21 protein-coding genes are annotated in these 24,762 nt (G+C 53.2%); 3 read left to right on the forward strand and 18 right to left on the reverse strand.

The window, feature by feature from the left end; all coding sequences use genetic code 11:
• Nucleotides 1-24 precede the first annotated feature (24 nt).
• On the reverse strand, nt 25-567 hold the full coding sequence (locus ACLQ7H_RS15095; protein WP_411753387.1) for a fimbrial protein: 543 nt from the start codon (nt 565-567) through the stop codon (nt 25-27).
• 146 nt (nt 568-713) lie between these two features.
• A complete protein-coding gene (locus ACLQ7H_RS15100; RefSeq protein ID WP_411753388.1) occupies nt 714-1,385 on the reverse strand; it encodes a helix-turn-helix transcriptional regulator in 672 nt (223 codons plus the stop codon).
• Between the two features lie 393 nt (nt 1,386-1,778).
• Here ACLQ7H_RS15100 and ACLQ7H_RS15105 point away from each other — a divergent pair, with 393 nt between their 5' ends.
• The 3 genes from ACLQ7H_RS15105 (at nt 1,779) to mutS (ending at nt 6,246) form a co-directional block, all read left to right on the forward strand.
• A complete protein-coding gene (locus tag ACLQ7H_RS15105) occupies nt 1,779-2,576 on the forward strand; it encodes a winged helix-turn-helix domain-containing protein (protein ID WP_411753389.1) in 798 nt (265 codons plus the stop codon).
• A complete protein-coding gene (locus ACLQ7H_RS15110; protein WP_411753390.1) occupies nt 2,569-3,045 on the forward strand; it encodes a hypothetical protein in 477 nt (158 codons plus the stop codon). Before ACLQ7H_RS15105 ends, ACLQ7H_RS15110 begins: the two co-directional genes overlap by 8 nt.
• A 645-nt stretch (nt 3,046-3,690) precedes the next feature.
• The gene (gene mutS / locus ACLQ7H_RS15115) at nt 3,691-6,246 is read left to right on the forward strand and encodes a DNA mismatch repair protein MutS (RefSeq protein ID WP_411753391.1); all 2,556 of its coding nucleotides are present in this window, start codon (nt 3,691-3,693) and stop codon (nt 6,244-6,246) included.
• A gap of 363 nt (nt 6,247-6,609) precedes the next feature.
• On the opposite strand, the gene rpoS is transcribed toward mutS, so the two are convergent.
• From rpoS to truD, 16 genes are all read right to left on the reverse strand, one after another.
• Nucleotides 6,610-7,608 (reverse strand): RNA polymerase sigma factor RpoS, encoded by a 999-nt coding sequence (gene rpoS / locus ACLQ7H_RS15120; RefSeq protein WP_411753392.1) that lies wholly within the window; start codon nt 7,606-7,608, stop codon nt 6,610-6,612.
• 54 nt (nt 7,609-7,662) lie between these two features.
• On the reverse strand, nt 7,663-8,640 hold the full coding sequence (gene nlpD, locus ACLQ7H_RS15125; protein ID WP_411753393.1) for a murein hydrolase activator NlpD: 978 nt from the start codon (nt 8,638-8,640) through the stop codon (nt 7,663-7,665).
• Between the two features lie 267 nt (nt 8,641-8,907).
• On the reverse strand, nt 8,908-9,534 hold the full coding sequence (locus tag ACLQ7H_RS15130; RefSeq protein WP_411753394.1) for a protein-L-isoaspartate(D-aspartate) O-methyltransferase: 627 nt from the start codon (nt 9,532-9,534) through the stop codon (nt 8,908-8,910).
• Nucleotides 9,528-10,289, reverse strand: coding sequence for a 5'/3'-nucleotidase SurE (gene surE, locus ACLQ7H_RS15135; protein WP_411753395.1), 762 nt, complete (start codon nt 10,287-10,289; stop codon nt 9,528-9,530). The genes ACLQ7H_RS15130 and surE overlap by 7 nt, the downstream gene beginning before the upstream one ends.
• Before the next feature lie 296 nt (nt 10,290-10,585).
• Nucleotides 10,586-11,710 carry a hypothetical protein gene (locus tag ACLQ7H_RS15140; RefSeq protein WP_411753396.1) on the reverse strand — a complete coding sequence of 375 codons (1,125 nt, stop codon included), beginning with the start codon at nt 11,708-11,710 and terminating at the stop codon, nt 10,586-10,588.
• On the reverse strand, nt 11,707-14,316 hold the full coding sequence (locus ACLQ7H_RS15145; RefSeq protein ID WP_411753397.1) for a fimbria/pilus outer membrane usher protein: 2,610 nt from the start codon (nt 14,314-14,316) through the stop codon (nt 11,707-11,709). Before ACLQ7H_RS15145 ends, ACLQ7H_RS15140 begins: the two co-directional genes overlap by 4 nt.
• 27 nt (nt 14,317-14,343) lie before the next feature.
• Complete coding sequence (locus tag ACLQ7H_RS15150; protein WP_411753398.1) at nt 14,344-15,108, reverse strand: molecular chaperone; 765 nt, start codon at nt 15,106-15,108, stop codon at nt 14,344-14,346.
• Nucleotides 15,105-15,821 carry a molecular chaperone gene (locus ACLQ7H_RS15155; protein ID WP_411753399.1) on the reverse strand — a complete coding sequence of 239 codons (717 nt, stop codon included), beginning with the start codon at nt 15,819-15,821 and terminating at the stop codon, nt 15,105-15,107. Before ACLQ7H_RS15155 ends, ACLQ7H_RS15150 begins: the two co-directional genes overlap by 4 nt.
• A 10-nt stretch (nt 15,822-15,831) precedes the next feature.
• Nucleotides 15,832-16,395 (reverse strand): fimbrial protein, encoded by a 564-nt coding sequence (locus tag ACLQ7H_RS15160; RefSeq protein ID WP_411753400.1) that lies wholly within the window; start codon nt 16,393-16,395, stop codon nt 15,832-15,834.
• Nucleotides 16,370-17,089, reverse strand: coding sequence for a molecular chaperone (locus ACLQ7H_RS15165; RefSeq protein ID WP_411753401.1), 720 nt, complete (start codon nt 17,087-17,089; stop codon nt 16,370-16,372). The genes ACLQ7H_RS15160 and ACLQ7H_RS15165 overlap by 26 nt, the downstream gene beginning before the upstream one ends.
• A gap of 75 nt (nt 17,090-17,164) precedes the next feature.
• Nucleotides 17,165-17,704, reverse strand: a complete 540-nt coding sequence (locus tag ACLQ7H_RS15170; RefSeq protein WP_411753402.1) for a fimbrial protein — start codon at nt 17,702-17,704, stop codon at nt 17,165-17,167.
• 388 nt (nt 17,705-18,092) lie between these two features.
• Complete coding sequence (locus tag ACLQ7H_RS15175; protein ID WP_411753403.1) at nt 18,093-19,241, reverse strand: CfaE/CblD family pilus tip adhesin; 1,149 nt, start codon at nt 19,239-19,241, stop codon at nt 18,093-18,095.
• A gap of 11 nt (nt 19,242-19,252) precedes the next feature.
• Entirely contained in the window at nt 19,253-21,919 is a 2,667-nt protein-coding gene (locus ACLQ7H_RS15180) for a TcfC E-set like domain-containing protein (protein ID WP_411753404.1), read from the reverse strand.
• A gap of 124 nt (nt 21,920-22,043) precedes the next feature.
• Nucleotides 22,044-22,547: a CS1 type fimbrial major subunit gene (locus ACLQ7H_RS15185; RefSeq protein WP_411753405.1), complete on the reverse strand. Its 504-nt coding sequence runs from the start codon at nt 22,545-22,547 to the stop codon at nt 22,044-22,046.
• Nucleotides 22,548-22,624: 77 nt separating this feature from the next.
• On the reverse strand, nt 22,625-23,215 hold the full coding sequence (locus tag ACLQ7H_RS15190; RefSeq protein ID WP_411753406.1) for a fimbrial protein: 591 nt from the start codon (nt 23,213-23,215) through the stop codon (nt 22,625-22,627).
• Between the two features lie 471 nt (nt 23,216-23,686).
• Complete coding sequence (gene truD / locus ACLQ7H_RS15195) at nt 23,687-24,733, reverse strand: tRNA pseudouridine(13) synthase TruD (protein ID WP_411753407.1); 1,047 nt, start codon at nt 24,731-24,733, stop codon at nt 23,687-23,689.
• Nucleotides 24,734-24,762 lie beyond the last annotated feature (29 nt).

Genomic DNA, 24,762 nt, shown 5'->3' on the forward strand with positions numbered 1-24,762 from the left:
TGTGACCGTTTAACCGGTTAAAACTTACTGGTAAGCCAGGGTAAAGGTAGTGGTGGTGCTGAAGTCGCCTGGGACGATTTCTGCAGCAGTTTTACCGTCAACACCCATGTCGCCCTGCAGGTAAGCAGAGAAGTTCAGGATGTTGGTGTGATCCTGAATGCCCTGTGGAGCAGTCGCTTCACCCAGTTTGATCACAGTGCCGCTACCGTCGGTGATAGCCAGGCTAGCGCCACGAGCAGTACCTGTGATGCCCAGCAGATCAGGGTTACCTGCAGAAGTAGGACCGGTGAAGGTAGTGGTTACCGTTTTAGCAGTAGACGCTTCACAGTTAACCAGGTGGATGTAGAAGTTTTCAGGGGAAGATTTACCACCGTCTTTCAGAGCCACGTTAGCAATCTGGCCCATTGGGATACGCTGGTTGTCATCGCCTGGGGCGATAGAGCAAGGTGCATCAATGATGGAGCCGTAAAATTCGATTGTGCCATGGCCCTGGTCCGTTGGTGCAGCATTGGCAGCAGAAACAAAACCCAAAGCGATTGCGGCAACTGTGAATTTGTTCAGTTTCATTATTTCTATTCCTTTATAAATTGATTGATATAAACAACTAATAACCATCCATGCCAGGCATGGTCTGGGGTACTGCAAAAAACATGAAGCACCGCCCATCATTCACTGGGGTCGTGACCTGTGGCATTCAAGGTAGGTTATAACGGTCAGCCTTCCACGCTGGTACCGTAATAGACCCGTAAGGTCTTATATAACCCTATCTTATTGGTGCAACCAATTTTCTTCATAACGGACACGCGATGACTGCTGACCGTTTTAATATTAATCCCTAAAATCGCACCGATCATTTTTGGCGTATAACCGCGAAACAGATAATAACAAACCCGTTTTTCTCTGTTACTTAACGCTGCCAATGTCCCTTTAGGGATGAATTTGTCGCGTCGTGCCCATGTCGTATTCGGTGAATCGACAATCTGCGTCAACAGCGAAGTACAGCATTCATTGGTTGAAATAAAAACAACCCGATCTCTGTAGCGTTGTTCCATGCTGAGCGACAATATATTCAACAATGCAGTACTGGCAATCACCACCATCAACGTTCGGCTTTTCTTTTCACGCATCATTTCGCTAATCAGCAATGCACTGCGTGCCGAACCATCCGATGTCGTATGCTCTAAAGCAATATTACCGTATTGCTGCTGTAACTTAAGCAAGCTACATTTAACACCTTGCAAAAAGTAGCTATTATTGCTGGATAGATGAAACGAAATTTCACTAATATCATCAGCATGATAATCAAAATCATATCCGTTCACACCGCGCCCGTCATCCATAACACGACTAAACTTATTGCCAAATCCATATCGGCTATCGTACATCTGCTTCCCGCCACTATCGCTGAAAAGTTGGATGCATGTTAGCGACCCGCGGCCCAACGCCATAATCAATTTATATCAACTCGTGAAATTTTATTTAATAAATATAAAAAAATCAATTAAATCATATAATTGAAAAAAATTTCACTTAAGATCAATAAATCTTAAGAACATACTTAGAGTGATATATTTGAACCTTAATCGACATTAATCAATTTACTAACCGGAAAATTCTTGCTACGTTTTATAACGCAAGACCAGGAGCCAATTGATTCCTGGCGATTGAACGGTGACGCCCTAACAACCAATGAGAAAAATCTTAACCAATAAATTACATGTTAATCGTGGATTTTTGTTTTAATAACACTCGTGATTTTGAACAAGGAAGTAAAAGGAATGACTAGTAACTGTAACAGTTATTATTATCTCATCGGTGACAGCGTTGAGTTCTGGCCTGAGGAAAACTTGCTTTACTCTCGTGTCAACGGAGAGAAAACCACGCTATTTATCGCAGCCTCACGCTGCCTTCAGCTGTTATTAAGCCAACAAGGTAAACTGGTTCCGCAACGAGAGCTGTTTGAAGCCGGATGGCAAAAAAATGGTTTAGAGGTGTCTAACAATACCTTTTACCAAAACATCCTTATGTTACGTAAAGGATTAAAGCTCGCCGGTTATGAGCAAGCAGTGATAAAAACGGTACCCCGCCAGGGCCTGACAGTCCCATCAACGGTTCCGGTAGAAAAAATAATACCGGACACGGGTAGAGCCTACACCGAAGAAATACCTATTGTGGAGGAAAACCAACCGCTAACACCCAGCCAACTGAACCAAGCAGCCTCACCTCGCTCTCGGCATGTGTGGGCAATATTGCTTAGCCTCTCTTTTTTTGTCGGCATTGCCCTGTTTGCTACGTTGCATAGCTCAGAGAACAAGAATTTCTTCGCTAATTTTATCTTCGCAGGGAACATAGAGCAGTGTTCGGTCTATCTCTACGGTAACCAGACATCTTTGAAGTCTTACAAACAGTTTATTGCCCAAAACGACTTCACCTGTAACATGCACGAGGTTGTCTATTTTACCACCAGCCCAATGGTTCCCCGCGCCTCAGCAATTCGCTGTGAGCGACCATTTTCTTCAGGGACAAAGAATACCTGTATTTCTGAATATCATATGGAGTGGCAGCATAATGAGTAAGCCCCAACTGCTAGGTGCATTTACCCTGCTATCTTTGTTGTTCCTGTTGCTCGCCATGGGGGCATACCGCTTCTATAGCCAATATCAGCAAACACATTTTAGCTGCGAAGCCATGCTGCTGGTGAACAAAGATGATGCGGAACTGGCTCTCGTCATCAACGTTATCTTCCAAGGTAATAACGGTATCGCCATTTTGAAGGGATCGCTTCAACAGGGCGACAAGTCCACTAGCGTCAGCAGGAAGAGTTACTTTAGACTCAATCAGAGCGGGGGGCTTTATCACCTAAAATCAATCTCTGCGGTGACCACACCGGCCGATAACAGTAATACCGAAGATATCGCCCGTTACCTCCCTCGGTTTTACCTACAACCGGGGCTGAAGTTCGACTTCAGCGTTTACCCGGCAGCTGAAGATGGGTTTATTTTTTCTACCGGGCAGGTACCGTCATTTTACTGTGCACGTAGTTAAAATAGTGCGATGCGGGGATGAGTGCATGCGATTAATCACTCCCCACGCCAAAGAACAGCGACCAGTCTCTTAGACTACCGACATTCCCTCAACGGGCCCAACGTAGTGTGGCCCGTTTTAGATAATTCTAAGCGGGTGGTTAGCGGATTGTAATCAGTACTATTCAGGAAAAGCCTGCTGTCTGGGGCTCGCATTCTCTTCTCTATATGGCAGCTTACTTCTTTCAGCCCCCCTTCCTTACTGATTAACTTCAGCAATGTAACCCCACTAGGCCCATTACACGCGTAGTTTGCGTAATGCTTCCAATTTTTGGCTGTGACAGCCTATCGCCTACTGGGCTAGTATAGCGGCTGAAAAAAGATCCTGATGCTCATGGCACGCAAGCCTCAGATCTCGCCGAGTTTGGCCTGGATTTTATCCGCCAATCTCGTCATGACGCAGGCTTTGAACGACAAAGGTTTGCCAGCCTGTTTGCCGGTCATATATGCTCAATCCCTTGACCAACCGATTGATTTGTTTGAGCAGCGCTGACTTTTGCTCATCCTGAACGTTTTGGCATTTTTTTAAAGAGGTAACGTGATAGCCAATGATGACAACGAATATCACAATCAACTTTACATTCAATGGATTGGAAACGGTAACGTTATGACTAGCACCGAAAAACTCGATTCACATACCCCGATGATGCAGCAATACCTGCGCCTGAAAGCGCAGCATCCGGAGATCTTGCTGTTCTATCGGATGGGGGATTTCTACGAGCTGTTCTATGACGATGCCAAACGCGCCTCTCAGTTGCTGGATATCTCGCTGACCAAACGCGGTGCCTCAGCGGGTGAACCTATCCCAATGGCAGGCGTACCCCACCATGCTGTGGAAAACTACCTCGCCAAGCTGGTACAGCTTGGCGAATCGGCTGCGATCTGTGAACAGATTGGCGATCCGGCCACCAGCAAAGGCCCGGTCGAGCGTAAGGTGGTGCGCATCGTTACCCCTGGCACCATCACCGATGAAGCCCTGCTGCAAGAGCGCCAGGATAACCTACTGGCCGCCATCTGGCAGGATGGCCGCGGTTTTGGCTATGCCACCCTGGATCTCAGCTCCGGCCGCTTCCGCGTCGCCCAGCCTGAAGATCTGGAAACCATGGCGGCCGAGCTGCAACGAACCAATCCGGCAGAGCTGCTGTACCCGGAAACCTTCGAGCAAATGGCACTGATCGAACAGCGCCACGGCCTGCGCCGCCGCCCACTGTGGGAATTTGAGCTGGACACCGCATGCCAGCAGTTGAACCTGCAATTCGGCACCCGCGATCTGACCGGCTTTGGCGTTGAGCAAGCCCATCAGGCGTTACGCGCAGCCGGCTGCCTGCTGCAATATGTTAAAGATACCCAGCGTACCTCGCTACCGCATATCCGTGGCCTCACCATGGAGCGCCAGCAAGACGGTATCATTATGGATGCGGCCACTCGCCGTAACCTGGAAATCACCCAAAGCCTGTCCGGCGGCAGTGAAAACACCCTGGCCGCGATCCTCGATCGTACCGTCACCCCAATGGGTAGCCGCATGCTCAAGCGCTGGTTGCATATGCCCACTCGAGACGGGCAGGTGCTGAACAACCGCCAGCAAGCTATCGCAGCGTTACAACCATTGAGCAGCGACTTGCAGCAGCCGCTGCGTCAGGTTGGCGATCTGGAACGTATTCTTGCCCGTTTGGCGCTGCGCACGGCTCGCCCACGCGATCTGGCACGCATGCGTCACGCCTTCCAACAGTTGCCGGATATCCGTGCACTACTGGAAAACGCTGATGCACCACAGATGCAAAAGCTGTTGTCGCAGGTCGGTCAATTTGACGAGCTACAGGCACTGCTGGAGCGCGCCATCGTAGAAGCCCCGCCGGTGCTGGTGCGTGATGGTGGCGTGATTGCCCCGGGTTACAACGAAGAACTGGATGAATGGCGAGCACTGGCCGACGGTGCTACGGACTATCTGGATCGCCTGGAAATCCGCGAACGCGAGAAGCTGGGCCTGGATACGCTGAAGGTCGGTTTCAACGGCGTACACGGTTACTACATTCAGGTCAGCCGTGGCCAGAGCCACCTGGTGCCGATCCACTATGTGCGCCGCCAAACGCTGAAGAATGCGGAACGCTACATCATTCCCGAGCTGAAAGAGTATGAAGACAAGGTGCTGACCTCCAAAGGGAAAGCCTTGGCGATCGAAAAAGGGCTGTATGACGAGCTGTTCGATCTGCTGTTGCCGCACCTGGAGCCACTGCAACAGAGCGCCGGAGCCTTGGCCGAGCTGGATGTGTTAGCCAACCTGGCAGAACGTGCCGAAACGCTGAACTACGCCTGCCCAACCATCAGTGAGCAGCCCGGCATTCGCATAGTCGATGGCCGCCACCCGGTGGTGGAACAGGTGTTGAAAGAACCCTTTATTGCCAACCCGGTTTCCCTTTCACCACAGCGCCGTATGCTGATCATTACTGGGCCGAATATGGGCGGTAAAAGTACCTATATGCGGCAAACGGCACTGATCGTGTTGCTGGCACATATCGGTAGCTATGTACCGGCGGCCAAAGCCACTATCGGGCCAGTGGATCGCATCTTTACCCGCGTCGGCGCCGCAGACGATCTGGCCTCAGGCCGCTCAACCTTTATGGTGGAAATGACCGAGACCGCCAATATCCTGCATAACGCCACGGAAAACAGCCTGGTGTTGATGGATGAGATTGGCCGTGGCACTTCCACCTATGACGGGCTTTCCTTAGCCTGGGCCTGCGCAGAAAACCTGGCCAGCCGCATCAAGGCCATGACGCTGTTTGCCACCCATTACTTTGAGCTGACCACCTTGCCAGAGAAAATGGAGGGCGTGGTTAACGTGCATCTGGATGCGCTGGAGCACGGTGATACCATCGCCTTTATGCATAGCGTACAAGATGGGGCTGCCAGTAAGAGCTACGGCTTGGCGGTGGCTGCATTGGCCGGTGTACCGCGTGATGTGATCAAACGTGCGCGCCAGAAGCTGCGTGAGTTGGAGAGCCTCTCCAACCAGACGGCGGCAGGTACGGTGGATGCGACCCAGATGACGTTGCTGAACGAAGAGGTGTCACCGGCGGTGGAAGCCTTGGAGACGCTGGATCCAGATTCTCTTTCGCCACGCCAGGCGTTGGAGTGGATCTATCGGTTGAAAAGCCTGGTGTAAGGCTGTTCCCTTCACTTAAGCACCTGCATGTGTCCCCTCACCCTACCCCTCTCCCACAGGGAGAGGGGACCGAACGTGCCACAATTTAAGTTCTGGAGCTAACCGCAGCAGGGGGTCATCGTCCTCACCTTCGGGACTGGAAATTAGCCAGGCCAAAGACCGACTTCTACACCTGATGACAACACCATAACAGCTCCCTCTCCCTGTGGGAGAGGGTTGGGGTGAGGGGCAAGGTGTGAGGCAAATATCGATGAAGTACACCCCAAAAAACTGCATATCGCCGTCAATCACAGCACATCGCAGACATAAAAAAACGGTGAGCACATTAATGCTCACCGTTTTTATTTTATTGTGATAACGCGTTTATTCGCGGAACAGTGCCTCAATACTCAGGCCCTGCATTTGCAGAATTTCACGCAGGCGGCGTAAGCCTTCAACCTGGATCTGACGAACACGCTCACGTGTCAGGCCAATCTCACGGCCAACATCTTCCAGCGTAGCCGCTTCATAGCCCAACAGGCCGAAACGGCGAGCCAACACTTCACGCTGCTTGGCGTTCAATTCGAACAGCCATTTGACGATGCTCTGTTTCATATCATCGTCTTGCGTGGTGTCTTCAGGCCCGTTGTCTTTCTCGTCGGTCAGAATGTCTAACAGGGCTTTCTCTGAATCCCCACCCAACGGCGTATCGACAGACGTGATACGTTCGTTCAGGCGCAGCATACGGCTGACATCATCAACCGGTTTGTCGAGTTGCTCCGCAATCTCTTCAGCGCTGGGTTCATGATCCAGTTTGTGAGAAAGCTCGCGCGCGGTGCGCAAGTAAACATTCAGCTCTTTGACGATATGGATCGGCAAACGGATAGTTCGGGTTTGATTCATGATCGCCCGTTCAATCGTCTGGCGGATCCACCAGGTCGCATAGGTGGAAAAACGGAAACCGCGCTCTGGGTCAAACTTTTCCACCGCACGGATCAGACCAAGGTTACCCTCTTCGATCAGATCCAGCAGCGCCAGGCCGCGATTGCTATAACGACGGGCAATTTTCACTACCAGCCTCAGGTTACTTTCTATCATGCGGCGGCGGGACGGCACGTCTCCGCGCAGTGCACGCCGTGCAAAATAAACTTCTTCCTCTGCGGTCAGCAGGGGGGAGTAACCGATTTCGCCCAGATAGAGCTGCGTTGCATCCAATACGCGTTGGGTAACACCTTGAGACAACAGTTCGTCTTCCGCCAAGTCATTCTCGCTGGTCTCTTCTTCTACCTGCGTTTTTTCATCGAATGACTCGGCCTCCATGGCGTTCTCATCGAAATCTGCATCGTCATGTAACTCGTTAACTTTCAGCGTATTTTGGCTCATAAAGCGGCTCCTACCCGTGATACCGCGAGCAGAATACAGCGCATTCTGCCCAATCTATCGCTGCGGAAGATAACGCAGCGGGTTTACGGATTTCCCCTTGTAACGAATCTCGAAGTGCAAACGTACTGAACTGGTTCCGGTGCTTCCCATCGTTGCTATTTTCTGCCCCGCCTTAACTTCTTGTTGTTCCCGGACCAGCATGGTGTCGTTATGGGCGTAGGCACTCAAGTAATCATCATTATGTTTGATGATGATTAGATTACCGTAACCCCGTAAAGCGTTGCCTGCGTAAACTACACGGCCATCGGCGGTAGCAACAATAGGCTGCCCACGGGAACCAGAGATATCGATGCCTTTGTTCCCACCTTCCGATGAGGAGAAGTTATCGATGATCTTACCGTCAGTTGGCCATTTCCAGGTACTTACTGGGGCGCTGTTGCTGGCGGTGCTGCTCGCCGGTGGCGTAGCGGCTGGTGCGGTAACAGGAGCTGCGGCTGAGCCTGCCACAACGGCTCCTGATGCAGGTAACATTTTACCTACATTCTGTTTACTCGAGCTACCAGAATACGCGTTCGTTGATTGAGAATCAACCGTTGCAGTTTGTATCTGTGTGGTAGACGGTGGTTTTGACACCGTGCCATTACCGTCAGCTAACATCCCCCCGCCGTTGGCAGAACCACTCCCCAGTTGCAGGGTTTGGCCGACTTCCAGGCTATACGGCTGTGGGATATTGTTGCGTTGGGCCAGATCGCGGAAATCGTTGCCGGTGATCCAGGCAATATAGAACAGCGTGTCGCCACGCTTGACGGTATAGGTGCTACCACCGCTATAGCTCCCTTTGGGGATAGCGTTATAGCTACGGTTGTAAACAATACGCCCCTGTGATGCGTTGCCGCCACTGGCGTTAGCCGATGCAGCGGCTCCACCACCACCGACGCTGCTGATAGGAGCCGAGGAAGAATTTTTATCCGAACAGCCAACTAACCACAAACTTAACATCGTACACACCGCCACTCGGCGTAAATAACTCATTGGGCTTCCCGTGCTCATGCTTCCCCCATGACAGCAATATCAAAAAATACCTTATACATCGTAGCCGAGCTTTTTCGTTCTACAACGCAAGGTTTCCCCGGCCGATCCCTGAAAACCAGGAGATCACCCACCGGGGAGCTAAAAAACCATAGTGCCAATGCTAGCCACATTAACGCGATCACGCTATAAGACAACTACATAGCGGAACAATTCTACTGGAAATTAATATTATTCAAACGATTTAGCCGCCATCTGGCCGTTTACAGGCTAAGCCAGTTCTCCCTTGACCAAGGGAACGAATCGCACTGCTTCAACGGTATCGATGGAAAACTCACCGCCCCGCCGCTGAATGCGTTGCAGTACCTGAGCCTGTTCGCCCACCGGTAAGACCAAAATGCCACCGTCATCCAACTGTTGCATCAATGCCTGCGGGATCTCCGGCGGCGCGGCCGTCACGATGATCGCATCAAATGGCCCGCGTGAAACCCAGCCTTGCCAACCGTCGCCGTGGCGGGTCGAGACATTGTGCAGATCGAGCTGTTTGAGGCGGCGCTTGGCCTGCCACTGCAACCCTTTGATGCGTTCAACGGAACAGACGTGCTGCACCATATGCGCCAGGATCGCAGTCTGATAACCGGAACCGGTGCCAATCTCCAGCACGCGTGAGGTCGGCTGCAAGTTCAGCAGCTCGGTCATGCGCGCGACCATATAAGGCTGAGAAATCGTCTGCCCCGAACCAATTGGCAGGGCCGTGTTCTCATAAGCTTTATGGGCAAAAGCTTCATCAACAAAACGCTCACGCGGTACGTTCTCGATTGCCTTGAGCAGCCGTTCGTCCCTGATCCCCTGCTGGCGCAACTGTGCCAGCAGTGTTTGTATGCGTTTGTTCACCATTCCCCGCTAACCTCTGCTTTGGTTAACCATGTTGATAGCACATCTTGCGCCGCGTAGGCGGTCAAATCCACCTGCAATGGCGTCACCGACACGTAGCCCTGCTCCACGGCGGAAAAATCCGTGTCTGGGCCCACATCAAATTTAGCCCCCGGCGGCCCGATCCAATATAGCGTCTGACCACGAGGATCCAACTGGCTAAACACTTTATCGGCAGGATGCCTGCTACCGCAGCGGGTCACGAGTATCCCCTTAATCTCGGCCAAAGGTAAATCGGGTACGTTGATATTAAGAATTTTACCGGTACGCAGCGGTTCTTGTTGCAGCGCACGCAATAGACGGCAGGTCACTACCGCCGCCGTCTCATAATGCTGATGGCCATTGAGCGACACCGCCAATGCGGGCAGCCCCAGATGGCGGCCTTCCATCGCAGCAGCCACCGTGCCGGAATAGATTACGTCATCGCCGAGGTTGGGCCCCGCGTTGATACCGGACACCACGATCTCCGGCGCTGGCAGCATCAGTTGGTTAACGCCAAGGTAGACACAGTCCGTCGGAGTGCCCTGCTGCACGGCGATATCGCCGTTGGGCAACGTCAGCGTACGCAACGGCGATTCCAGCGTCAGCGCGTTGGAAGAACCACTGCGGTTACGATCGGGGGCCACTACCTGCACTTCGGCGAATTCACGCAGCGCCGCCGCCAGTATCTGGATACCCGGGGCGTTAACGCCGTCGTCGTTGCTTAGAAGTATTCTCATAATGGAGTTAAACGACTTTCATGATGAAAGTGATAACGCGAGGATTTTGACTTATCTTGCTATATCTATCTGTTTGTAATGATATTTTCAATAGTAAGCCCAACCTGTCGTGTTATCCAGTCTGATAGGCTCAGGATACCGCAGTTGCTGCTAACCCTGGCCGTTGCCTAGGCTACTATACAATTCAACAGGCCGTAAATCACCCTCTGCCAGCCAGTGGGCCTTCAGATTATCAATATACCCCCCGCTCAGGTTGTAGGAGCGCAGCATGCGGCGCCCCTACAACCAGGTAGGGATCAGTTAAACGTCACCATCATTTCTGCCGAAGCCGTTACCTTCCCCACAGGGAGACTGCTACCGCCGGAACACAGCCGCCAGGTCAACCGATCGGATATCGATTTACTGCTCTCTTTGTTACTGATGCTGCCAATTTTAATCGGTGAGTTATCAAACGGCAGGCCGGTCGTCAGGTTACATGCCCCGCTGCCCGTGGTCCCGTTTTCGATTTCACCGGTGATATACCCGCCCCCCTGAGTTAACGCCAGCCGGGTCTTTTGCCCATTATAAAGACCGGATAGCGCACGCAACTGCAGGTTGATATTGGCACTGATATAATCGCTGGCCTGCCCGCAGCTAACCACCAGCGGGTAACTTTGTTTGCCTAGTTCAGCTCCTACCGTTTTGCTATAGCTCACCGCGCCAAAATCAATATTCGCCGTGGTCTGCACGGAACACTCCAGCGTAGAAACCCGTAAGGTGATATCACTGGAGAAAATTTGCGCGACCCTATCACCACTGGCGCGACTTGAGAAACTAGCATAATACAGCGGGGAAATAGCTATCTCGGAGGCGGTTTGTGTCCCGTCGGCAACAATGGCCCAGCTTCCTACACCACGGGAGATTCGTTCCCCTTCTGGAAGATAAAAGAATTGTTCAGAGGACATGCGTGGCGGCAGGCACCACTGACGAGCATCTACCGGATTGCTAATACTCCACCCATTTGCGCTAGCCTTAGTCTCAGGTAGACCGATGGTACCACTCAAGGTTTCCTTTGCCTGTGAAACATACCTCTGGTAGCTAGCCGAGACAGTCGCACGGGGAATTAACCCCACCCCTGGCGCAAGTTGATAAGTCAAATAGCCTGCGATATTGACCAGATCACTTTCTTTCATGCATCTGTCTCTTATCGTCGAAATGCTGGCTAAACCAAACTCAACTCTCATTGAGTCACTACCCATCGGGCCCGACAGCGTCACATCAAAGGGCTTTCCTTCCCAGACAATACCGCTGCCTTTGCCAATGGTGATGGTTTCAGCCTGTAGCGGGGTCGCCAACACAACGCTTAACAGCAACAAACAGGTCGCAATCAGGCGAGCGATAAAGCCCAGCCGGGTAACTGCTTGGTGACAAGGGTTACTCATGGTTTAGTTCCTTCACAGGTGGCCTGAATTTGGCGAAGTGGGTTGGTTTCCGACGCGGTGCTGTCGGCCAGGCTAAAGCGCGCGCGGCACAGCTGATCGCTGGCTGGCCCCCATTTCACCGTCAGGCTGCCACTTTCCGGTAGTCCGCTGAGGTAGGTCTGGCCGCCGTCCCCCACAATGCCGGTATTGGGTTCAGCGCTCGCCACCTTGCTGTCGAGCGAGGCAATAGCCCCAAACGGCACCGGAGAGTGATTGGCTTGCATCAGCATCACCAACGCCTGGAACCCCACGCGGGTGTCAAAATTGGCGACGACCACGGCGCCTTTAGTCGGGTAGATATTCAGGCTCGACTGCGTGATATCCACATTGTCCGGCAGGGTTGAAGGGTCAAGGCTGATGCTGTTTTTCTGGTAATTGGACAGATAAGGTACCACCGCCTGGCCCCAGCGGTTGGTGCGGCTGCTGCCATTACCCACGGCAACGCCATCAGCCCCTGGGGTGGTGACAATGGCAATGGCGCTGCCCAGTGTCTGGCCTAACGTCACGCCTTGGGAATGCAGCACCACGCCGCCGGTTGCCCCCATATTCACCGAGCGATAATGGTTACCATAGCTGTAACCACCGTTCGCCATGCCCTGGCTCCCTTGGTAACTGGCGCTTAACGTCCCGTTACTGCCCTGCCCCTGATTACCCCGGCCTTGCATGGCGCTGTAAGATAAATGGTCATCCAGCGCGCTACCACTCAGCCCAGCCTGCTGTTGCTGTCGCCCCTGGTTGTTGCGGCTCATCTGGTAGCTGGCATAGAGGCGGCGTGCCATCTCGCCGTTGCTGAACAGGCTGAGAGGCACCTGCATATTGAATGAGAGCTGGCGGTTCTCCGGCCAATTTCCTTCGTCATGGTTATGACCTTTGACACGATCGATTTGATAGGCAAGCCCGTAACCAATTCCTTGGATACTGCCGTTATAGCCCACCGACAGCGAATTATTGATCCGGCTGTTGCCCCAATAGTTATCCCGGCTGGCGCTGATATAAAGTGACCCCCAGCCAGCCATATCCTGGCTTACCCGCAGTTCGGTACTGCTGCGGCGGCGATCCATGGCCCAAGGCACCTGGTTATCGTTAAGCCGATAGCCGACGTTGTTGGCATCGGCAAAGCTGTAATAGTTCTGGGTCGAATAGCGATAGGCCGCCAGGTCGATTGAGGTGCCGGTACCGATCAGGCTTTTGGCATAACGCACCCGATAGGACGTCCCTTGCTGGCGTTCGCTAAACCCTGCGATCTGTGCGCTAGCCAGGGTGATATCAGCAGACAGCGCCCCGACTTCGCCAAGAGAAACGCCGCTACCAATGACGCTGGAGTAATAATCCTGCGCCAGCAGCCCACCGCCATACAGGGTAATGTTGTGCGGCAGGCCGTACATCAGGGTCGCCATGCCAAACGTCAGTTGCTTGGATCCGTCGGCGATGCCGCCGTGGTAACGGCCAGAGGTGACTTCATACTTGAACGCCCCCTCGCGCTGCATCACCGGTAACGATGAGTAAGCAATGGTCTGGGTTTGCACCCTGCCGTCGGCTTCCGTCACGGTTACCGTCAGGTCACCGGCTTGCCCGGTTTGATAGAGATCTTCAATGCTGAACGGCCCGGGCGCGACGTAGGTCTGATAGACCACGTTACCGTTCTGGCTGACGCTGACCCGGGCGTTGGTTGCCGCAATGCCCGACACCCGCGGGGCAAAACCGCGCAGGCTATAGGGCAGCATCTCTTCATTGGAGTTCAGCTTCACCCCTTGAAACGGAATGCTGTCGAATACGTCATTGCCGGTGCTGTTTTCACCAAACAGAATTTCCGAGCGCAGCGGCTGAATATCCCGCTGCAGATAGGTATTGGTAAAGCGGGTATCCGTTTGGTTATCACTATTGGAGCTTTGGTTGTTGCTATAGGTCATATCGCTACGCAAACGCCAGGCACCCAAATTGGCCCCACCGCGCAGGTTGGCAAACAAGCTGGTCTGCCGGGCATTTTCATTGCCCCATTGGCCTTGCTGCCAGTTGCGGCTGCCGTTCAGGTTGTAGCTCAGCAGCACTGCTGGAACTCCCTGATCCCACAGCAAGGGATCGACCGCTCCCTGCACATTGGGCTGCATCATGACCTGGGGAATACTCAAGTCCAGGCGCAACTGCGATAAATCAACCTTGATGCTGGACTCGGGAAGCAGAGCGGTCAGGTTGGCAATCGACTCATCCGTTGGCAGCCCCGCAAACACCGGCAAGACCTCAGTATTCACCCCAAAGTCATGCAGCTGCTTGGGGGTGAATACAGGCTGAACCTTGCCGCTGGCCTCTTTTTTAAACGTAATGCTGTGCTGGCCCTGCTCGCTCTGGTTGACGTATAGGGTCACCAGATAGTTGCCTGCCGGGATCTGGCCTGCGGTTTCAAAGGTGGTTAAATCCACCGTTGCCGCACTCTGACCACCGGGTAGCGATAGCAGACCGGGATCGAAGTAGTCCCTTCCCACCGCAGGGAAAGCGCAGCTCAACAACAGGGTCATGGCGCTAAAACGCAGCACTCTGTGCACATTGACGTCATAGTGGTTATTTTTCATGTCCATTTGATTTAGGATGACCAGAAGTTAATGTGAGGAGGGTGACCAACGCTGAACTGGGGTGTTCCAGCCATCTTCGTCAATCAGTTGCCAGGTAACGTCACCCCGTGTTCCTACGGGCAGGCGATACTGTTGTCGTCCCTTTGGCGGCACCATCAGGCGCAGCGCAGGGTTAGCCAGCGCATGCTCACCGACGCTCAGGTGCGAAAACGTCAACCAGAATGGCGTCGGGTTATCGGCCACCAGCATATCGCCCTGCTGGCTGAACTTAAGCTGTGGGGCCGCACTGGCAACGCCCCCCGTTGGCAACCCTTTGGGGCGGTAAAACAGCTTCATATTGCTGACTACCGTCAAGGTCACCTGCGGCGTGGTTTGCCGATCAAGCGGGGCCGGTTGGCTGGGGATGGCCTTCATCGAGATAAAGTAGACCGACTCCCGATCGGTCGGTAACTCAACGCCGGTGCGGCGGATACGCAAGGCCAGCTCTTCGCCGGGTTCAAAACGCTGCAGCGGTGGCGTAACGATAAACGGCATGGCCATCACACCGCCGCCCTCCAGATCGACATCGCCGGTGCTGAAGTCGACCGGTCGGATCCATGACTGCATCAGATAGACGCCAGGCGTTTTGTTATAGGCCCGCAGGGTGACCCCGCGCTTGTCGCTTTCCGGATAGATCACCCGCAGGACGTAAAACGAGATACCGCTGGGCTCTGGTTGTCCTGCGTGGCCGCTGACGGCAGCCAACCCACAAAGCAGTAGGACGATGAACTGGCGGATGATTGACGGTTTCATTGAACTTCCTTGTTAGCAGAGAGCTGGCGCTGACAACGTGCAGAAGCCCCGCCGTAATCAGTGATCAGTTGCCAATGGACCTGTGAAATGGGCCGGATAAGCGGGTAATCCAGATACCCCATCGGTGGGATCATGGAGGGCTGCCGCAGCAGATCGATCGGCTGGTTGTCTAACGTCAACTGGCTAAAGGTCAGAAAATACGGCCCGGGGTTGGTGATGCGTACACGATCGCCGTTCTGTGTCAGTTGGAGCTGGCAATAAGTCTGCTCCGGCAGCAGTTTCAACCCTTGTGGGCGATAAAACAGCTTGAGCATAAAGCGCAACCCCATGGATAGCCTGGACGCCTCCACCAGCGCTCCGTCGCCTGACCGGGCTGGAATGGCTAATACCGACAGGTAAAAGAGTGACTCCCGATCCTCCGGCAACCGGGCATTGCCCTGCCTTAAAATACGCAGCGTGTTGCTGCTGTCAGGAGCCAGCCTGACCAACGGCGGCGTAACCATAAACGGGGCGGCCCGCGGATCGTCCGGCGTCATCTGAATGCCGGACTGCAGCAGATAGAGTTGATTACCCTGATTGTTGACCGTGACGTTTTGTGCGCCACTCCCGCCCAGAAAAATCACCCGGGTCTGGTTGAGGGAGACGCCACCGTCCGCCCGCGCAGCCACGCAGCACAGCGCACTCAGGCAGATAGCCATGATCGTTCTCAGCATCGGCATGACATTAGCGATACACAAAATCAAACACGATGCGCGCACTGACCCTGCCAGGCTTTACGCTGGCGGCCTGGCAGTCCGCCACGGAGCCGCAGGCCATCCCGGCAAAGAAGTTAAGATCCGTATCCGCCGGGATAATATTTTTGGCAGCCAGATCCAGAAAATCCCCGTTGGCAACCGGCTTCTGGCCATATGACGGTGGCGTATCGCTCTTGATCAGCATGATGCCGATCCCTTGCGCCACCGAATCGGCAGCGCTGCGAAACAGCCATTTACCGTCGCGAGAGAGCCCTTCACCGGTGACTTTAATCGCAGGCGTCAGCCCTGGTTGATATTCACCGCTGCAGGCACGAACCCGCAGCGTAAATGGTTGAGCCGCAACCAGAGTGCCCCGCAGAGCGGATAGCTCGACGGTGCCAAGATGCATCTGCGTTTTATCCAGGCTGATTTGGCAGGTTCCCTGATTGATTTGTGCCGAATAATTCAGAGTAAGTGCCTGAACAGGCATGGATCCCTGTGCGATCAACACGCCAACGAACGCCCATTTACCGCAGTGCGCGATCAAACTCATCGATGGCCCCTTGATCGGTAATGGTTTGCCAGTTCACCCGCCCCTGCTTTACCGCGGTCGGGTAAATGTGGCTGTCAAAAGGGGCAATCATCGGAACGCCAGCCGGTGGCTGGAGCGATAATTTCTGCCCGGCCACGCTGAGCCCAGCCAGGTTAATGAAGTAAGGCGAAGTATTAGTGACTTTCAGCCCGTTACCGCTGCGCTCAAACTGCAAGTCCCGCTGGGCGTTGCCTGAGCTGCCAGCCAACCCGGCAGGGCGGTAGAAAATTTTGATGATATTACCCACGCCAAACTGAGCGGCACCGCTGACGGCGCTGGCCTGAGGCATTAGCGGCAACGCGCGGCTAGCCGGTATGGCACGGGTGTTAAAATAGAACACCGACTCGCGATCTTTAGGCAAATGACCGGTCTGACCGGCAATGCGTACTTGGTTAGTGGTATTAGGCTCAAGGCGAAACAGCGGCGGCGTAACGTTAAACGGGGCCACCTGCGGTTTGTTTGGCGTCATCGTGACCGTGGCCTGCACCAGATAAGGCAATTCAGGCATGGTGTTACGCACCGTCACGGTAATGCTGTTAGCCCCTTCGGGGTAAATCAGGCGTGTGGCGTTAATGCCAAAACCGTCGGCCATCGCCACGGGGAGCCATGCTGAACTGCTGACGGCGATCAAGAGTGCATGTAGAAGGCCTTTCATAGATTAATGCCTGCGGTTTTGCATAGGCGAGCCGCTTACGCGGCCAGCCCTTAGAATGGAGGGAGTAAAGGAAAATCAGTTATAGGCGAAGCTGAAAAGGATCGGGGCGCTGACGTGGCCAAGCTGAGCCGGAGTGGCTGTAGAGGCCAGGCTCGCCTCAAGCGTAACGATCTTGCTGTTAAAGTCACCGGCTGCTGGCGTTGTGCCTGCCGTTGCGACCGACAACTTTTCCTTGTTCTTGATGTAGCTTGAAGTACCGGCGACTTTCAACATCACGCCAGCCGTGGTACCGGTGGAGTTAAACATATTCGGGTTCCCGCCCAGCGTTTGCCCAGTCACGACCAACCCTGCCGTGTCACCTGCTTTCAGCGGTGCCATGCAGTTATTCAGCCCGACGGTAAATGACTTCACGCTGTCGGTCACCGGGGTGGCAATGGCGGTAAATTGGGCTGGGGTAAAGTTACCCAACTCCAGGCTGCTGGCGGACAGTGATACATCACAGGTAGCGGCAACAACGTCACCGGTAATGGTGATCTGGGCGTTGGTGCCTGCGTGAGCAGTTGAGACGGCACCGATAGCCAACAGGGTGGATAAAGCGATATTTTTCAGTTTCATAAAAATAAATTCCATATTATGTATTAAAATCGACGAGCTACCCTTTATTAAGGGATTAACGTCCATATTTAAAACAACCAGCGCGATAACATTCCTTTCTGGTTATTTCAGGCACCAATAAACTCGTATCAGAAATTCAGACACGTTTGGTTTCAACTCCGTACAAGTCACAACTACCCTATTACAGCCAGGCAACACAATTCAACATAACAAAAATTAATTAAAAATTACCAAAAAATAACATAATAATATGATAATAAAGGAATAATTTTAAATTATAATTTTAAAACAGCATCATAATCCAGCAACAAAAACCATAAGCCAACCCACGAGTAAATATGAAAATCTGATTAGTAGACTACGTATCGATACACCGTATATATCCACTTCATGATTGGGTGGATGGCGTGTAGATAATACGTAGCGTGCCGGTATAATCCCCCGCCGTTTTGTCTGACAGGGAGAATGCTGGCGTCGTCAACGTCAGCGGAGCAGGAACACAGAGAGCGGGTTTGCTGACGCCAGGTAATATCACCTGGCGCTGGATATTGCGCTTGTTAGTGTCGCTCCAGATGATTTCTGTGCCGTTGGCAAGCTGCTGGGCCGCCCCGGTAGTCGGATTGATTACGCTGACCTGGTAATCTAGCCGATCGCGAGCCTGTGATTTATTCCCCCCACGGCGATAAATAGAGAACTGACCGGCTGGCCGGCCCGCAGCCGTGGCCCCTTCGTCCTGCAATCGCAGGCTAATGCGGTTGCTTGCCGAGTCGTTACCGTCATAGAGACACATATCCAGGTTAGTTTGGCCACTCACATTCTTGCCGTTACCGGTGCCTGGGCGGGTATTCAAGTTCAGGTTGATCGTCGGTGCCGAAGTCGGGAATGCGGGCAGATAAATCTGCTGGTTGCTATTATCCGTCACCTTCAGGGTGATATCGGCCTGCCAGTAAGCTCGCAAATAGCCAGGGCAACCATTGATATCGTCACTGCAATTATCCCAGGCACTCACCTTCATCAGTAGCCCAGCGCGCCAAACACCGGGGATAGACAACTTATCCAGCTCGGACGAGGGGATAAAAACGCTGAATCCTCTGTGATACAAAGGAGCATCTGCCGCCCAGGAAGGCCATCGCCCGAGCGCTTTAAGAGAGGTGAGTTTTAACTCTCTGGTTTGCCCATTAGCATGGGTGAAACGAAGCCTCAGGCTCTGCTGCCAAGCGCTACCCCATTGCCAAAATAACTTTGAGGGGCAGGCACCATAGGCTACCTCCGTGGTAGACAGGCAGATCAGGCTGTTAATGATATCCTGATTTTTACAGGCGACTCGGCCTTCACAGAGATCTGAACTGCCACCAAATACGTCATCCCAGATAAAGATTTCCTTGGGTAAATTCATGCGATCAAGAGTCATATTGATCACGCTATTCTGTGGCTGAGGAGCGACAGAGGCGCTGTGTACCAGCGGCACGTATGTCCCAAACAACGCAACGCCCAGCATAACAACAAGCTGAAAACACGTTTTTATTTTCATCATCATGGAACACCTTCTCAATTTACTTTCATCGCCGTCGGCACATCGCTGCCATGGCCCTGTCTCACAGTCATCAACTGCGCCTGTTTCTGTTCGGCTGGCGGTATGTTGGCCATAGTGACCCCAGTACAGTGCGTAATACCCACATAGCGCACCACGTCTCGCACCGCCTGAACCTTCATCGCACACTGGTAGAACTGTGCGCCACGCAACAAATACAGTTGCTTCACCGGCCTGACGGTTTCCAGGCTAAAACCGCCCTCACCTAACGGCGTCCATGAGAGAACGTTAAGGGGAATACCGTTTACCAACGGTTTGCCCTGCTCATCGAGCATTTTTCCCAGCCAGGTGTAGCGCGAGGTCACCTCGATATCCCGGCGCAGCACCTTACCCGGTACCATAAACGCCGTGCGCGTTCCCGCCCCGCGGCGGATTTCACTGCTGACGCCAACCGGTGCGCTGAGCGATTCATTGATATCGATGGTCGTCGGCTGGTAGCCCGGTACGGTAAACAGCACTCGGCTGTTACTGCGCACATCCGTCTGGCCAGCCCCCTCTATCGACACATTGGCCAGCGCAGCGCGGTTTTCTTCTCCCCCCTCTACCCCAACCGTAATCGCGGAGGCCGGGCGGCCATCCCCCCAGCGGCCCCAATAAAGCCCGGTGCGATCGACTAACAGTGAGGAGCTATAGCTGCCGCTGCTGCTAACCCGGTGCCGGTTTTCTGCCTGGTTATATGCATCACTGACCGCCAGACTGCCATTACCGTACTGCCCGCTGGCACGAGCATAGGTGGATGCGGTCAGGTTCTGACTGTTAACACCATAGATCGAAGCCCCCAGCTCGTTTTGCCCACTTTCGTCGGTATAGCGGCTGTAGTTGGCGTTATAGCTGAGCTGCCCTTTCCCGCGCTGGCTGTTCTGGTAGTTCGCTCCCAACGAGGTATTGCTGTTGCTACCCTCTCCACCGCGTCCCCCGGAAAATGACAGACTGACCGTCAGATATCCGCCTTTGTCGGTTCCCTGCTGGCCGCTGTCATTACGCATAAAGGCGCTGATTCCGGTGTTGATATTAATCTCGTTGAACGTCAGGGAACGGCTGACGCCGGCCTGCCAGGTATGACTACGCAAACGAGTGGCATAAACCTGTTCCCAGGGAGCCCCTTCATGATGAAGTCCATCATTGTCAGGCAGTTCTCTGCGATAGCGGTACCGCCCTTCGTTGCTATTAACCGAGTAGCCAACGTTGGCGAACCATTGTTCAATCGGCACCGAAAGCATCAGGTTAGTATTCTGGTAACAGCCGCTAAAGCTGGTGTTCTTGCCCTGAGCGTTGCAGTCCGCTGCCGATAGGGCCGAACGGTAGAAACTCAGGGAAAAACCGTCGTTATAATTCAGTTGCTGAATATTGCCCCGCGCACCATCGCTACCTGTGAGGTAACTGGCGCGTACGGTCAATATCCCGTCCAGCGGGCCTGTGTTAAACCCGTGGCTCCAGTCCGCCGCCCCTTCCCAATAGTGGACCTTGCTCAATACCGTCGCCCCCGCCGTCAGCGACAGCGTATCGGTCAGCGGCAGGCGCAACCCGCCTTGCACCACCCGCCGGTCACCGTCCGTTTGCTGAGCGTCGTTATCATCCATAACCCCGGCCTGCAAGAACCACTGAAAAGTATTCATCGGGGCCACGCCAATGTTGGTATAAGGAACGCTTTCCGTTCTGACCAGTTGGTTGTCTTCATAGACACGTAGCGTTACGGTATAACTACCGTTAGGGAACGTGCGCGTATCCAGCTCCTGTGCGCCTGCATTCAGGTAAAAAGAGGACAGTAGCTGCCCATCGCGATAAGCATCAATACGCGCGCTACGCAACAGGAAAACCGATACCGGAGTGCCTTTGGAAACCTGAGTCTGATTGATCCAGGCCAGGGTCGAGCCTGCCCGCAGCCCACGGATTTTCCCGATCGGCAGTTGGCTCAGATTGATGTTGCCACCGGCGTTGCTGAAGATATCGCGCGAGTCCATCATGCCGCCTTGCAGATAAAGGCTTTTAAGCCAGTCTTGACGAAAGTAGGCATTATTCACGTCGACCTGCTGATGACTGGCCTGGCGATAACGTTGGCCTTGGTAGGTCCAATCGGCATTGAGGAAACCGTTTTCGGTCACGCCCAGTGAGCCATTGCCTTGCATGGACAATGACTGGAACAGCTCATCGGCCACAAAGTTCAGGTTCTGCTGATGGACCAGCGCATTTTCACTTTCCGCCGTGGCCTGATAGAAACTGCTGCCAGCGGCCTTTTGCGGTAAATACTGACGATTGAGGAACAGATTAACGCGGGTATTGTTTTCGTCATAGATGATGCCGACCGTCTGGGTTTCCAAATAGTCACAGTTCTGCGCATCGCCGTTAGTGCTACAGGCCAGGTTGCCATTACGCGGCAACGGTTGTGCCAACGCAGCAATCAACTGCGCACCGAGCGCAGGGTCGTCGTTGAACTGCTGCTTAACGGCTGCGCTCAGCTCCGCTGGCTTTATGAAGGCAACCTGTTGCAGATTAATATTGGCTTCATAAAGCCCGAGAGACTGCCCATACAGCGAAACATCGACCCACAGGATTTGCCCTTGCGCCAACTCCTCAAACCCCGGGGGCACTAGCGGAGCCGCCAATAAGTCATAATGAATAATCATTAGGCCTATCAACAACCCTGTAGATAGCCTGCCGTGAAAAGTCATTGTTCGTCCCTGGATGAGAAATGGGGCTAAAAAGCCCCACAAGCTAGCAAAACCAGCGTTAGCATAAAAACCTGCCGTCTTAACCCGCAGGGGCCGTTGTCGCCTGAGTCACTATCAGGCTAACAATACCGCTGTAAGCCCCGGTCTCCAGAATGCTTTGCGTGGTCTGGCTAATGCGCAGTGGCAAGACGTCTGAACCATTGGTAATGCCCGCAGGGAACAAGGTAGTGGCAGCCAGGGTTTGGTTGGTCGCGGTCAGGACTGTCCCACCCAGGCTGACGGTCAGTGGAATGTTCTTGGCACCGTTGGCATCCGCCAGGCTGGCCGCTTTCACCAGACGAACGTTGACCCCAGCGGTAGCGCTGTTAGACCACACTTTGGTATTCAGGTTAAAAGGCGTCAGACCCTTGCCTGGCAAATACTGCATGGTAATGCTGCTTGGCAACGGCGTGTTGTCGGACTGCGTGAGATCCATCGACGCATCCACGCTGGCGTTGACGGTAATATCTTTCTGTACTGCCTGAGTGGCAAAAGCCGTCGCCATGATTGAAACGATCAGCAGGGGTTTAATTAACTTTTTCATAAAATCTCCATATTTATTTACAAATAACGTCCAGCTTAATTCACCCCATAAAAATAGGGCCAATGATTTGACTATGATTAACTATTTATAGGCAAATCAATCTCTTCAACGGCCTTTTTCAGCCAATGATAATATCGGGCTTTATACTTCTTGCCTGGCCGCGCCATCAGCGAGGCCACTTTAAGTTCGGTGCCAGGGTATATCGTGGCGGTTTCTTTTTGCCAATGGCAAGCACCAGCCTGGTCACAAATCCCTACCTCACGCAGCGGCATACGCAGCGTGCCATCGTTAATCACCAGACCACGCGAGGCATCCAACCGCAGGCTGGTCACCACCTTTTTAGGTGCGACGTGAACCAGTGCGCCCCACACCAGGCTGATACCTACTTTGGTGGACGTGGTCTGCGGCTCGGAGGCAGCAGCGCTGTCCTCCAATTCCGGCACGCCCTCAAAATAGACCCGCCAGGTGGTTTCTTTTTCCGGTAACTCCACGGCCACCAGTCGTACCAGGCGTTGGCTACCGGCGGAAATAGCCAGTTTTTGTGGCGTGATCACCAACGAATTTTTAGCGAACCCTGCCACGCTCACTTCTTTCTCTTGTGGGGTTCCAGGGTTGATGATTTGTTTTTCCGTCACTTTGACAAATTGCACCGCGTCACTCTGTGACATGACTCTTATTTGAGTGGCGCCCGTCTCCCCGAGTTCGACACTCATTGGGTAAATACTCATATTGGCGAGTGCTCCGCCAGAAAAAATAGCACAAAGCAAAATACCAAAAAGGCATTTAATATCATTAACACTCATAATTTACCTATTTGTGAAATACAGTCACGCAACATAAAGCAATTAAAAAATTACTTTGCTTATCTGTGCTTAAACTAAATTTTCGCTCACTATATATATCACAGGGTGATAATTCAACTTAATAATTATAACTTTATCGCCACCCATAGAGTTATAACTAACCCATTGATAATAAAATAGATAATTTTTTATTATAATTAAATTAATTATCTGATTTTAGCGTATTTGGGGGAGTTGAATTAAAAGAGTGTCGCGTGCAGAATTTTTCAGGAAAAAAACATGTTCGAACGGAGGGGCGCAACATGCAGCGCCCCTACCTATATAGGCGATAGACGGTTATTCAGAGATTTCCGCGTCACTGCTAACCAGTTGCATTATTTCGCGTACTACGCTGGTAGCGAAACTGCCTGCCGGTAACCAGAAACGTAATTCCACGGTGACATCATCCCACCAGTTCCACTGCATTTTTTGTGGCTGCAATAACAAGGCCCGTCGCGCGGGCTCTACGCGCTCACGCTTTAATAACGCCATCAACTCTGGTTGCGACACCAGACAAGCTTGTTCAAAGGCCAACGCTTCCCCGGCAGTACCGGGTTCACCATCCCCCGGCAATGGAGCGGTGATCATCAGTTCACCCGCGTCTAACCGTTGTTGCAGGGTGGCTAACTCTTCCGCTTTGGCTACAAACCAGCTACCCCGCCCAGCGAGCTGCAACGCATCCCCTTCCAGCACCGTTTGCTGCTGTTGGTTAGCCAAGCGCTGGCTGGAAATGAGGTTGAACAACGCACTGCGGCTGGCGGACAGGTAGAAGCTGCGTTTGCTACGCTCTTTCACCCGGATCTCATCGTTGGCCCAGCGGCGCGCCATCGTCAGGTTGTTACCGCCACGGCCAAAGCGCTGGCTACCAAAGTAGTTCGGCACGCCGCCTGCCGCGATGGCCTGCAAACGCTGCTCCACCTCTTGGCGATCGCCGATCTGGCGCAGCACCAGGGTGAATTCGTTCCCCTTCAACGTACCGATGCGCAGCTTGCGTAGGTGACGAGCGGCCTGCAACACTTCGCAGCCTTCCAGCGCAAACTGGCTGAGATCGGGAGATTCTTTCCCCGGCAGATGCAGACAGAACCACTGCTCGGTGACCGCATGGCGATCTTTCAAGCCGGCATAGCTGACCGAACGGGCATGAATACCGGCAAATTTCGCCAGATAGTCCGCCACAAACTGGGTGTTGCAGCCGTTCTTGCGGATGTTCACCAGCAGGTGTTCACCTTCGCCGTCAGGGGTAAAACCCAGATCCTCAACCACCACAAAGTCTTCCGGGTTGGCTTTCAGCACGCCGGTAGCCGCTGGCTTGCCGTACAACCAGGTCAGATTAGCCATGTCCATGCGTTATTCCTTGATCAACAGGGCAACCG

Origin of the sequence: Serratia sp. (in: enterobacteria) (assembly GCF_046715635.1) — a bacterium.
GTDB lineage: Bacteria > Pseudomonadota > Gammaproteobacteria > Enterobacterales > Enterobacteriaceae > Chania.

Coding starts and splice junctions, on each gene's coding strand:
- ACLQ7H_RS15170 (WP_411753402.1), bottom strand. CDS start 17,704: ATGAAACTGAAAAATATCGCTTTATCCACCCTGTTGGCTATCGGTGCC.
- ACLQ7H_RS15180 (WP_411753404.1), bottom strand. CDS start 21,919: ATGATTATTCATTATGACTTATTGGCGGCTCCGCTAGTGCCCCCGGGG.
- ACLQ7H_RS15155 (WP_411753399.1), bottom strand. CDS start 15,821: ATGCTGAGAACGATCATGGCTATCTGCCTGAGTGCGCTGTGCTGCGTG.
- rpoS (WP_411753392.1), bottom strand. CDS start 7,608: ATGAGCCAAAATACGCTGAAAGTTAACGAGTTACATGACGATGCAGAT.
- ACLQ7H_RS15140 (WP_411753396.1), bottom strand. CDS start 11,710: ATGAGTAACCCTTGTCACCAAGCAGTTACCCGGCTGGGCTTTATCGCT.
- ACLQ7H_RS15190 (WP_411753406.1), bottom strand. CDS start 23,215: ATGTCACAGAGTGACGCGGTGCAATTTGTCAAAGTGACGGAAAAACAA.
- surE (WP_411753395.1), bottom strand. CDS start 10,289: ATGAGAATACTTCTAAGCAACGACGACGGCGTTAACGCCCCGGGTATC.
- ACLQ7H_RS15160 (WP_411753400.1), bottom strand. CDS start 16,395: ATGAGTTTGATCGCGCACTGCGGTAAATGGGCGTTCGTTGGCGTGTTG.
- ACLQ7H_RS15145 (WP_411753397.1), bottom strand. CDS start 14,316: ATGAAAAATAACCACTATGACGTCAATGTGCACAGAGTGCTGCGTTTT.
- ACLQ7H_RS15165 (WP_411753401.1), bottom strand. CDS start 17,089: ATGAAAGGCCTTCTACATGCACTCTTGATCGCCGTCAGCAGTTCAGCA.
- ACLQ7H_RS15110 (WP_411753390.1), top strand. CDS start 2,569: ATGAGTAAGCCCCAACTGCTAGGTGCATTTACCCTGCTATCTTTGTTG.
- ACLQ7H_RS15130 (WP_411753394.1), bottom strand. CDS start 9,534: ATGGTGAACAAACGCATACAAACACTGCTGGCACAGTTGCGCCAGCAG.
- truD (WP_411753407.1), bottom strand. CDS start 24,733: ATGGACATGGCTAATCTGACCTGGTTGTACGGCAAGCCAGCGGCTACC.
- ACLQ7H_RS15150 (WP_411753398.1), bottom strand. CDS start 15,108: ATGAAACCGTCAATCATCCGCCAGTTCATCGTCCTACTGCTTTGTGGG.
- nlpD (WP_411753393.1), bottom strand. CDS start 8,640: ATGAGTTATTTACGCCGAGTGGCGGTGTGTACGATGTTAAGTTTGTGG.
- mutS (WP_411753391.1), top strand. CDS start 3,691: ATGACTAGCACCGAAAAACTCGATTCACATACCCCGATGATGCAGCAA.
- ACLQ7H_RS15095 (WP_411753387.1), bottom strand. CDS start 567: ATGAAACTGAACAAATTCACAGTTGCCGCAATCGCTTTGGGTTTTGTT.
- ACLQ7H_RS15105 (WP_411753389.1), top strand. CDS start 1,779: ATGACTAGTAACTGTAACAGTTATTATTATCTCATCGGTGACAGCGTT.
- ACLQ7H_RS15175 (WP_411753403.1), bottom strand. CDS start 19,241: ATGATGATGAAAATAAAAACGTGTTTTCAGCTTGTTGTTATGCTGGGC.
- ACLQ7H_RS15100 (WP_411753388.1), bottom strand. CDS start 1,385: ATGTACGATAGCCGATATGGATTTGGCAATAAGTTTAGTCGTGTTATG.
- ACLQ7H_RS15185 (WP_411753405.1), bottom strand. CDS start 22,547: ATGAAAAAGTTAATTAAACCCCTGCTGATCGTTTCAATCATGGCGACG.